Source organism: Limnohabitans sp. (genome assembly GCF_046052825.1).
Taxonomy (GTDB): Bacteria; Pseudomonadota; Gammaproteobacteria; order Burkholderiales; family Burkholderiaceae_C; genus Limnohabitans.
The window spans coordinates 149,375-158,228 of the sequence record NZ_JAVLFP010000060.1; the positions used below are offsets into that span (position 1 = coordinate 149,375).

13 protein-coding genes are annotated in these 8,854 nt (G+C 60.6%); 3 read left to right on the forward strand and 10 right to left on the reverse strand.

Going from position 1 to position 8,854, the window contains the following annotated elements; genetic code table 11:
• Positions 1-32: 32 nt before the first annotated feature.
• On the reverse strand, positions 33-1,010 hold the full coding sequence (locus tag ACKWJN_RS10685; RefSeq protein ID WP_408596737.1) for a Bug family tripartite tricarboxylate transporter substrate binding protein: 978 nt from the start codon (positions 1,008-1,010) through the stop codon (positions 33-35).
• A gap of 39 nt (positions 1,011-1,049) precedes the next feature.
• Complete coding sequence (locus ACKWJN_RS10690) at positions 1,050-2,300, reverse strand: alpha/beta hydrolase (protein WP_408596738.1); 1,251 nt, start codon at positions 2,298-2,300, stop codon at positions 1,050-1,052.
• An 81-nt stretch (positions 2,301-2,381) separates the two neighbouring features.
• Here ACKWJN_RS10690 and ACKWJN_RS10695 point away from each other — a divergent pair, with 81 nt between their 5' ends.
• A complete protein-coding gene (locus tag ACKWJN_RS10695; RefSeq protein WP_408596740.1) occupies positions 2,382-3,185 on the forward strand; it encodes a TetR/AcrR family transcriptional regulator in 804 nt (267 codons plus the stop codon).
• On the opposite strand, the gene ACKWJN_RS10700 is transcribed toward ACKWJN_RS10695, so the two are convergent.
• The 6 genes from ACKWJN_RS10700 to ACKWJN_RS10725 form a co-directional block, all read right to left on the reverse strand.
• Positions 3,158-3,802 (reverse strand): glutathione S-transferase family protein, encoded by a 645-nt coding sequence (locus ACKWJN_RS10700; protein ID WP_408596742.1) that lies wholly within the window; start codon positions 3,800-3,802, stop codon positions 3,158-3,160. The genes ACKWJN_RS10695 and ACKWJN_RS10700 overlap by 28 nt on opposite strands.
• 17 nt (positions 3,803-3,819) lie before the next feature.
• Complete coding sequence (locus ACKWJN_RS10705) at positions 3,820-4,413, reverse strand: nuclear transport factor 2 family protein (RefSeq protein WP_408596744.1); 594 nt, start codon at positions 4,411-4,413, stop codon at positions 3,820-3,822.
• 26 nt (positions 4,414-4,439) lie between these two features.
• The gene (locus tag ACKWJN_RS10710; RefSeq protein WP_408596746.1) at positions 4,440-5,417 is read right to left on the reverse strand and encodes a Bug family tripartite tricarboxylate transporter substrate binding protein; all 978 of its coding nucleotides are present in this window, start codon (positions 5,415-5,417) and stop codon (positions 4,440-4,442) included.
• 128 nt (positions 5,418-5,545) lie between these two features.
• On the reverse strand, positions 5,546-6,151 hold the full coding sequence (locus ACKWJN_RS10715; protein WP_408596748.1) for a hypothetical protein: 606 nt from the start codon (positions 6,149-6,151) through the stop codon (positions 5,546-5,548).
• A gap of 131 nt (positions 6,152-6,282) precedes the next feature.
• Positions 6,283-6,456, reverse strand: a complete 174-nt coding sequence (locus ACKWJN_RS10720) for a hypothetical protein (RefSeq protein WP_408596750.1) — start codon at positions 6,454-6,456, stop codon at positions 6,283-6,285.
• A gap of 5 nt (positions 6,457-6,461) precedes the next feature.
• Positions 6,462-6,650: a hypothetical protein gene (locus ACKWJN_RS10725; RefSeq protein WP_408596752.1), complete on the reverse strand. Its 189-nt coding sequence runs from the start codon at positions 6,648-6,650 to the stop codon at positions 6,462-6,464.
• Positions 6,651-6,724: 74 nt separating this feature from the next.
• Here ACKWJN_RS10725 and ACKWJN_RS10730 point away from each other — a divergent pair, with 74 nt between their 5' ends.
• Both ACKWJN_RS10730 and ACKWJN_RS10735 read left to right on the forward strand, forming a co-directional pair.
• Positions 6,725-6,955, forward strand: coding sequence for an antitoxin (locus ACKWJN_RS10730; RefSeq protein ID WP_408596753.1), 231 nt, complete (start codon positions 6,725-6,727; stop codon positions 6,953-6,955).
• A gap of 2 nt (positions 6,956-6,957) precedes the next feature.
• On the forward strand, positions 6,958-7,374 hold the full coding sequence (locus ACKWJN_RS10735; protein ID WP_408596755.1) for a type II toxin-antitoxin system VapC family toxin: 417 nt from the start codon (positions 6,958-6,960) through the stop codon (positions 7,372-7,374).
• 51 nt (positions 7,375-7,425) lie between these two features.
• Here ACKWJN_RS10735 and ACKWJN_RS10740 read toward each other — a convergent pair whose 3' ends face one another.
• Positions 7,426-8,280: a DUF6671 family protein gene (locus ACKWJN_RS10740; protein WP_408596757.1), complete on the reverse strand. Its 855-nt coding sequence runs from the start codon at positions 8,278-8,280 to the stop codon at positions 7,426-7,428.
• A 7-nt stretch (positions 8,281-8,287) separates the two neighbouring features.
• A partial coding sequence (locus ACKWJN_RS10745) for a sodium-dependent bicarbonate transport family permease (protein WP_408596759.1) occupies positions 8,288-8,854 on the reverse strand: 567 nt, incomplete at its 5' end.

The window sequence follows — 8,854 nt, forward strand, 5'->3', positions numbered from 1 at the left end:
GTGTGGTGTGTGTGGCGGCGGTGCGCAGGGGCTTATTCAGGCTTGAACCCTAAGGTGCGGATGACACCGCCAAACAATTCTTTTTCGCTTTTGACAAAGCGCTGGGCATCGGCCACCGAGCCTGGCGTGGCGTAGGTGCCGAAGTCACGGAACTTGGCCAACACATCGGGCTGCTGCATGGCCAGGTTGATGTCGTTGTTGAGGCGCTGCAAGATCGCCGCAGACGTGCCCTTGGGGGCCTGAAAACTGAACCAGCCGCTGATGTTCAAACCTGGAATGGTTTTGTTGGCCAAGGGAATGCTCTCCAAGCCAGGCAATTCGGTTTCGGCCGCCACCGCGAGGGCACGCAAGCGCCCTGACTTGACCAATTGAATCAGCGGGCCCGTGCCGTCCACATACATGGCGATGTCGCCGTTGACAACCGACTGAATGCCTTGCGCGGTGTTGGCAAAAGACACTTGTTGAAACTGCACATTCATTTTGATGCCCGCCACCTCGGCGGCCAAATGCGGGATGGAGGTTCGGGTGGGGTTGCCAATCGCAATTTGGTCAGGCTTGGCTTTGGCCATGGCAATGGCATCGGCCAAGTTTTTGGCGGGGTTGCTTGCGTTGGTGACAAACAGCATGGGTGTTTTGCCGGCGATGGCAAAGGTCTCGAAGTCGCGTTCTATGTCGTAGGTGGCTTCTTTGTAGGTGACCGGCGTGACCACCACCACAGCGGCTTGGTTCAAGCCAATGGTGTAACCGTCGGCAGGCGCTGCTTTGAGCAAGTTCATGGCCACAATGCCGCCTGCGCCGGGCTTGTTGTCGACCACGATGGTTTGACCCAGGCTCGCGGTGAGCTTGTCGCCAATGATGCGGGCCGCCAAGTCAGGCGCGCTGCCCGCAGGTGCGGGCACGATCAAGCGGATCGACTTTTGCGGCCAAGCGCCGGTTTGTGCCCAACTGCAAAGCGCTGCAGCACCAAGGCACGTGGCCAGCAAGGTGCGAGAGAGATGTTTCAAAAGCATGGGGTGTCTCCAGGGTGGTGGTGGTGATCTGAAAAAAAATCAACGTGGCTCGTGCAGCCATTGCTGAACCAAACGGCCGGCCAAGACTTGTCCGGTCTCTTCGCCTTCGGCCAAGGCCTGTCCGTGGTGGTTGCCGCGCACGCGTTCGCGCCGCTTGTGGGAGGTGCCGATGGACGCGTAAATGGCCGCCATGTCCGACGGAAATGCGGCTTGGTCCCCGGTGTACTCAATCACCAGCGAGGGCACTTGAATCTCCGGGCCGCATTTCTCGAAACTCGCGTTCGAGCTGATGCCCGACCAGGTGGACAACCACGACTCGGCGGTGACCATGCGGGCAAAACCCACGCTGCCCCAGTTGGAGGCAAAGGGGTCACGGCCCCACAGGCCACCCACCACGCGGTCAGAGGGGTCGAGCGACAAGTCCCAGCAGCGCAAGTCGGCATCGGTGCGCCAAATGGCGGTGATGGGCGTGTGCGCGGCCCGTCGCTGGGTGTGCACCGAGGTGTCACCTTCTTTCATTTGTTTGCGCGCCTGCGCGCGCGTGGCCAAGATGGCGCGCGCATGGGCGTCTAAGCGCTCGATGCGGGCGTGCTGCGCGGCACGGTAGCGGCTCACAAACTCAGGGCTGTAGTGGGACGAGGCGGGCGGCGTGACAAACCCGTTGTGGGCGTCGAACGGGTCAAGCGCTGCATCCACCGACAAGGGGTCGTGCTCGTCGCTGACCGACGGGTCGATGCCGTTCATCAGCAACTTGCCTTGACCGGGGTGGGGCGAGACAAAAATCAAGTCATCCGGCGCTGGCATGTGGGCACCCGCCAGATCGACCGGGCGCCCGCCGGGCGTGCGTGCAATGCGTTGCTCGGGCGCACGCAAGGCCTGCTGGGTGTAGAAGGCATACAAGCCCGCACCGCCCGAGTTGCCCAACAACACGATGCGCTCAAACCCCAGGCTGCGCAAATGCGCCATGCTGGCGGCCACGTCCAGCAGGGCCAGCTCATGCTCCAAGCGCAAGTCGTTGCCAATCGATCGGGGCGCTTGCACATAGGCGGCACACCCCGCGTCCAGCACATCGGGCACCAGGTAAGGGGTGCCTGTGAACTCGCGTGGGTGCATCAAACACACCACGGTTTTTTCGTGCCCGGTTTGCGCGTACAGCAAACCCAGTGTGCGTTGGTTGTCCGCCGTGTGCAGGCTGAACGGGCGGGTGGTGAAAGGCCGGTCCATGCGTTGAGGGTTCCAGCCTGCGCCTCGCAAGCCAGCGGTGACTTTGCCCTTGGGGGTCTGACTCATAGCGGCGTCTTACAATTAATTTAGATGGTCTCAATTAAACTATTGAGACAGTCACAAATAAATCAAGAAAAACCCTGATCGATGTCAAATCAAGTTTCTCCAAGTGCCACCCTGGCGCGCAAGCGCGGCCGCCCCAGTCGCCATGAAGCTGCCGAAAGCGGGGGCGCCACCACCATCACCCGCGAGCAAATTTTGGCCACGGCCACCGCCATGGCCAAAACCGAGCCCTTGGGGGATATTTCAATGGTGGGCTTGGCGCGCGAGTTGGGTGTGGCACCCACCTTGATCCATTACTACATTGGCAGCCGGGACGACCTGATCTCGGGCGTGGCCAACCGGTATTTCAAAGAACGCTACTCGCGCTTGCAAGCGCTCACCGGCGACTGGAAAAAAGACCTCTGGCGTGAAGCCCACCAGTCGTTTGCCATGGGGGTGGAATACGGCGGTGTGTTGCGCTACATGATGTCGCACAACCGCTTTCGTCTGTTCCAACAAGTCAGCGAAGGCGAGTCCGACTTTGGTGTGCTTTACCTGGATCGCATCGCCAGCATCTTCAAGCGCGCAGGCTTCAAGCCCCAGCACGCCGCCATGGGCTACCACTTGATGTCGCAGTATGTGATGACCTCAGCCTATGCACAGGTCAGTCGGCAGTTGCCCGCCTTCCATGCGCACTACATCCAAGACCACATCCACTCTGCCCCGCAAGGTGAGCTCTCGGGGGCGCACTATTTTGCGGATGCTTTCAGCACGCTCGACTCTGACACCGTCTTTCCTGAGGGCTTGCGGCTCTTGATCGACAGCTTTGAACTGTGGCTGCCCCCCAGCAAGCGGGGCAAGCCATTGCCCAAGAGCCGTGTTCAAGCCGCCTTGGCAAAGTCCGCCTGAACCTGCGCTTCGTAGGCCAAGAGTTTTTGCACACTGGGGCGCGCTTGCATGCGCTGCAGGTGGGCCATGCAGTTCTTGAATCCCGAGACATCGGGCTTGAACTGCGAGCCACGGCGAAAACACCAGTAAAAGTAGGCGTCGACGCAGGTGAAGTGGTCAAAAAACCATTCACGTCCGGCCAGCATCTGGTCGGCAATTTCAAACAGTTCAAACAAAGAGTGCGACCCCAGCTCGCGCACGCTGTCGGCGCTGCCCTCCAAGGCGCAATAACGCTCGGGGCGCGCTTGCTGCGTGAGCTTGGGGTGAATGCCCGAAGAACACCACGCCATCAAGGAAATGGCTTTCACATAGGCCATCGGGTCTTGGGGCAACAACTGGGCCTGTGGGAACTGACGCGCAATCCACATTTGAATGGCCACGTTTTCGGTCAGTGGATCGCCATCGATGATCAGCGTAGGCACCTTGGCCTTGGGGTTGATGCGCAGGTACTCGGGGCGGTTGTGTTCGTTTTTGCCAAGGTTGATGGGCAGGGTGTCAAACGCTGCGCCCGCTTCGGTGAGCAAGACGTAAGGCACCAAAGAGCAGGCACCTGGGCAGTAGGCGAGGGTGAGTTTCATGGGGGTCCTTCGGTTGATCAAGTGTTGAGCCAAGTGCGACCTTGCGCATACAAGCGTGTCAGCACCTCGCTGTTGGGGGTGGGTAAGCCTTCGGTGATGGTGGCACCGCCTTGTGACTGCATATAGGCCAGGTGGCGGTAGCCCTCTGGGTTGCGGGCCAACACAGCCGGATCGAGCGTGAGCTGGGTGGCTGGGTCGAGCACATCCATGCGGTCTTTTTCGTAAATCGGCACACGCTGCTGAATGCGCCAGGCATCGCCTTGGCGAACAAACTGGTCGAAAAACCGACCGTAACAGGTGACGTCTACTTCCACGCCGTGGACCATGCCGCGCGCGAGCAAGATCATGCGCGTCTCTGCCAAGGCCTTGTCGCCTTGGATGTCTAGGGTGGCCGCGCCAATGAAGTGTTGCGCCTTGGCGCCCCGCTTGGCGGCTTCGGTGGAGCGGTCGACAAACTCCTGCGCCGGGCCCACAAACCAGGTGGTGTACATCACCGCATCGGCTGTGTAGAAAGAACGCAGCTGCTCCCAACGTCCGGCATCGCGGGCGAGCCCCCAGTCTTGAACGACTTGGGTGATGGCTGCACGGTCAAGCAAGGTTTGCAGTGTCATGGGTGGGGTGGGGTGTGGGGCCATGGTCACTCTGCCTTGATGCCTGCTTGGCGTAAAAACTTGGGCCATTTGTCGGCTTCTGCTTTGACAAATTGTTCGGTCTCTTTGGCTGGCATGTTGAACACGCGCACCCCAGAGCCTTCGAGGCGTTTGCGCAAGTCCGCCTGCTGCATCACCTTGCCCATGGCGGTGCGCAAAGTCTCGACCACCGGCGCTGGGGTTTGGCTTGGCGCAAAAATGCCAATCCAACTCTCCAGCACCAAGCCGGGCAAGCCCGCTTCGCGACCAAACGGAACCTGCGGCAACAAGGGGTCGCGGCTGGCGTTGGAGGTCACGATGGCTTTCACGCGATCGCCCTCCAAGAAGGGCCGCACGGTGGCGGTGTTGTCAAAAAACAAGTCCACCCGACCCCCAAACAAATCGGTGTAAGCCGGTTGGGCGCCTTTGTAGGGAACTTCCAAAATATTCACATGGGCCAGGCTCTTGAGCAAGGCGGCAGCGACGTGCTGGCCTGTTCCCGTGCCGCCGGTGGCAATCGTCAGTTTGCCGGGGTTGGCGCGCGCAAAGTCCATCACCTCTTGCAGCGTGTTCAAGGGCAAGTCCTTGCGTGCAATCAGCGTGTACGAAAACGAACCGGCCAGCGCCACCGGCACAAAGTCTGTGGCGGGGTTGTAGGGCAGCTTGTCGTACAGCCCGGGGGTGAAGGCGATGTTGGCCAAGCCGCCCATCAGCAGGGTGTAGCCGTCGGGTGCAGCCGCCGCTGCCGCTTGGGTGCCCACCACAGTGCCCGAGCCGGTGCGGTTTTCAACCACCATGGCTTGGCCCAATTCGGCGGAGAGCTTCTCGGCCAACACACGTCCCACAAAGTCGTAGCCCCCGCCTGGGGCGGTGGGCACGATCAGACGCATCGGTTTGGTTGGGTAGTTCTGGGCCAGTGCTTGGCCGCACAAGAGGCCCAGGGTGATCAGCACAGGGGCTGACAGGCGAAGAAAAAAATGGGTCACGCGGCTACCTGCTTGTCTCGGGGGTTGTATCGGGCCGAGTGCAGTTTAGTCAGCGCTTCGCCAATCCCAAAGTCGCCAAAGTCTTCTTGGTGATAGCGCGTGCCCGCGCGGATCACCCTCCCGCGAGGTCAACCGATCAGGTCAACCTTGCCCGTCAAGTCCATGATGCCGGTGATCACACTCAACTTGGGCTGGCGTTTGATCACGGCGGCCCTGAATGCCATCAAGGCTTCAGCATGGGCATGGGTTTCTTCTTCTTTGGTCGCCACCTTGGCGTCGCCAAAGGCCAGCTTGGCCGCGCCGCAGTCGCGGTGGGTCAAGGCCACCACGCGGGGGATGTGGTGCAAGGACACGGTGATGTCGAGGTTTTCCCAGAAGGTGTTGTGCCAAGCCGCGAACTTGGGGTGGATGGCGCCAATGGGGCCGCCCGCAAACACAAACTGGCTGTAGTTGTCGGCCAGCTTGTCACGTGCGATGCCGTGCAACAAGCCCATGTACTGCCAGCTCAGGGTGGTGAAGCGGGGGTCAATGCAGTTGACCAACATGGCTTCGTAGTTGCCACTGGCCGCTTGCGCGGGGCCGGCGGTGGTGGCCAACAAGCCACCCGCCAAGGCGGCTGTGCCCAAGCCTAAAAAACCACGACGCGTGTGGCCAGCCGACAGGCTGTTGGGGGCGCAGCACAGGCAGCTGTAGGCTGAGGTGTCAGCGGTGTCGGTGGGGCAAGATGGGTTCACGGGGCGCTCCTGGTGTGTTCACAAACGAATGGATTCTCATCCGGTTGATCGACACCAGCCACGCAGACTTGAGAGAACTTATGGGGCACACAAGAATGTAAAACCTAGGTGTTAGGTTTGGGCGTGGCTCTTCATTCCGCCGTGATCTTGGCGCTGTCCACAATGCGCTGAAACTGCATCGACTCGGTTTTGATGAACTCGCGGAACTGTTGCGTGCCCATGGGCGCGGGCTCGCCGCCTTGGTCTTGCAGCTTCTTGGACAAGTCCGGGTCTTTGATGAAGCCCTTGGCGGCGGTGTAGCTCACAAAGGTCATTTCCACATTGCCCGACGCGTTACCAAGAGCACTGCCAACAGCACCTGCGCATCTTGGACTTGCTGGAAAAAGGCCGCAATGCCGAGGCCAGTGAAGCCTTGCGCCGGCACCTCACCCGCACGCTGAACAACCTGCAAAAAATTCAACATAAGGGTTTTGACCCATGTCTCAGCTCGAATCGACATGTGCTTCTGAGCTGCTAGACAGGTCATAGATGGATGTATATACTGAATGTAGATACATTGTGCAAGGACTCGTCATGACCTACGCCCGCATTTTTCAGTCTGGCAATAGCCAGGCCGTGCGTTTGCCCAAAGAGTTTCGGTTTGAGCAAGACCGCGTCGAGATCTTTCGGCAAGGTAACGACATCGTGCTACGCCAAGTGCCCGCCAACGCTGCTGCTGTGTTTGACTTGCTGGGTAGCTTGCCCGCTGACTTCATGGCCGACGGCCGCCAAGACACCCCGCCCCAAGAGCGCGAGGAGCTTTGACAATGGCCCGTGCGCCCACCCGCTACCTGCTGGACACCAACATCTGCATCTACATCGCCAAAGGGCAGCCAGCGGCTGTGCGCCACAGGTTTGAGGCACTGTCGATACAGCAATTGGCCATGTCCACCATCACCGTGGGCGATCTGCGCTTTGGTGCCGAAAAAAGCCAATCCCGCGAACGCGCTTTGGCCACCATTGCGCAATTGGTGCAGATGATTCAACCCTGCGCCTTGCCCACAGCCGCTGCTGAGCACTATGGCCATGTCCGCGCCACGCTGTCGCAACAGGGCTTGCCCATTGGCAACAACGATCTCTGGATAGCCGCTCACGCATTGGCAGAGGGGTGGACGCTGGTGACCAACAACTTGCGCGAATTCAGCCGCGTGCCTGGGCTGCGGGTGGAAAACTGGGTGGCCTGAGTCGATCCAAGCTTCCCCTGCGTCCGTGCCTGCTGGCCCATCCTGCTTGCATCAAGGATTACACGCATCACACCGGCTGGGGTCAGCCCAGTCGTCGGCGTTGGTTGTACGTTGTTCTTCGTGGTTGCAGGTGTCGCAGTGCCACACCTCGGCCATGGGCAGTCGTGTCTTGTGGCCACACGCGCGGCAAGGCAAGCCTGTGATGTGGCGGGTGGGGCTGTAGCCCGGTGCTTGGCATTGGGGGCAGGCAGACAGCAATTTGTGGATCAAGTCGTCTGCCGCTTTGCGGATGATGGTTTGCCGCGTGGGGTTGCAAAAGGCGCGCAGGTCGTTTTCTACCCACACCACGCCGTTGGCTGAATCGGCCTTCACCAAGCGAAAGGCATCTTCAAGGTCTGGCCACGTGCACACCCCTTTGAAGAGGTGCGCACCCTGTGGCTCTGAGCGCACCACCACATGGTGCTCAGGAAACTGCGCTTGCGCGGCGAACTGGTGCAAGGCCTCCAGCGTGCTCACATTCGTGTGCGCGCTTTGCGCGGGCCCATGTGCCAGGCCCATCACTTCAAAGCCTTGGCGCTGGTCGACCCACAGCAGCACCTCGGTGTTCCAGGGCATCAAGCCCGTGAAAGGGTCGGTGCCAAACGCCCCCTCGCTGGCCAGCCCCACCTGTGCGCCCGTGAGCGCCATGGCGATCTGTGCTTTTTGTCGGGCCGCTTCGCGTTGTGAGCCATGCCGCGCCACATCGCCCGTGAACGTGCCCAAGGTGTCGGTGTCGTAGGCGCTGGTGTGCAACAACTGGCAGCCCAAGGCGCGCTCCAAGGGAGTGCGTAACAAGTCTTGCTTGCCGTGTTGCGTTAACAGCGCAACTTGAAGGCCTTGGTAAGCGGGCCGATGAGAAATTGCCATGCGAGATTTAAGTCAGAACTGCGTGGGCCAAGTTTACGTAAATGGGGATGCCCACCAGAATGTTCAGTGGAAACGTCACCCCCAAACTCAGCCCGAAGTACAGCGATGGGTTGGCCTCTGGCAACGCATACCGCAGCACCGCAGGCACGGCTATGTACGAGGCGCTGGCGGCCAGCACCATCAGCAAAGCACCGTCACCGGCGGGCAGGCCCAGCCACCAGGACAACCCCAGGGCCGCACTGGCATGCACGATGGGCCCCAACACCGCATAGGCCACCAGCACCGGCGACTTGCCTTTGACTTGGGGCAAGTTGCGCGCAGCCATCAAGCCCATGTCGAGCAAGAAGAACGACAACATGCCTTTGAACAAATCGCCAGAAAACGGTTGCATGGCCTGCTTGCCCGCGTCACCCGTGATCAGCCCCACCACCATGGCGCCCAACAGCAGCAACTGCGCGCCGTCGGTGAACGACTCGTGCAAGATCTTGCCGATCGACGCCGTGGGCTTGGCCGACGGCCCACCAAGCGCCGCAACCCCACCCCCCACTGCCACCACGGGCGTGGCCGCTTTTTG

What these genes read in the sequence shown, in the direction of transcription:
- ACKWJN_RS10685 (WP_408596737.1), bottom strand. Translation starts at nt 1,010, where the DNA reads ATGCTTTTGAAACATCTCTCTCGCACCTTGCTGGCCACGTGCCTTGGT.
- ACKWJN_RS10690 (WP_408596738.1), bottom strand. Translation starts at nt 2,300, where the DNA reads ATGAGTCAGACCCCCAAGGGCAAAGTCACCGCTGGCTTGCGAGGCGCA.
- ACKWJN_RS10695 (WP_408596740.1), top strand. Translation starts at nt 2,382, where the DNA reads ATGTCAAATCAAGTTTCTCCAAGTGCCACCCTGGCGCGCAAGCGCGGC.
- ACKWJN_RS10700 (WP_408596742.1), bottom strand. Translation starts at nt 3,802, where the DNA reads ATGAAACTCACCCTCGCCTACTGCCCAGGTGCCTGCTCTTTGGTGCCT.
- ACKWJN_RS10705 (WP_408596744.1), bottom strand. Translation starts at nt 4,413, where the DNA reads ATGACACTGCAAACCTTGCTTGACCGTGCAGCCATCACCCAAGTCGTT.
- ACKWJN_RS10725 (WP_408596752.1), bottom strand. Translation starts at nt 6,650, where the DNA reads ATGTCGATTCGAGCTGAGACATGGGTCAAAACCCTTATGTTGAATTTT.
- ACKWJN_RS10730 (WP_408596753.1), top strand. Translation starts at nt 6,725, where the DNA reads ATGACCTACGCCCGCATTTTTCAGTCTGGCAATAGCCAGGCCGTGCGT.
- ACKWJN_RS10735 (WP_408596755.1), top strand. Translation starts at nt 6,958, where the DNA reads ATGGCCCGTGCGCCCACCCGCTACCTGCTGGACACCAACATCTGCATC.
- ACKWJN_RS10740 (WP_408596757.1), bottom strand. Translation starts at nt 8,280, where the DNA reads ATGGCAATTTCTCATCGGCCCGCTTACCAAGGCCTTCAAGTTGCGCTG.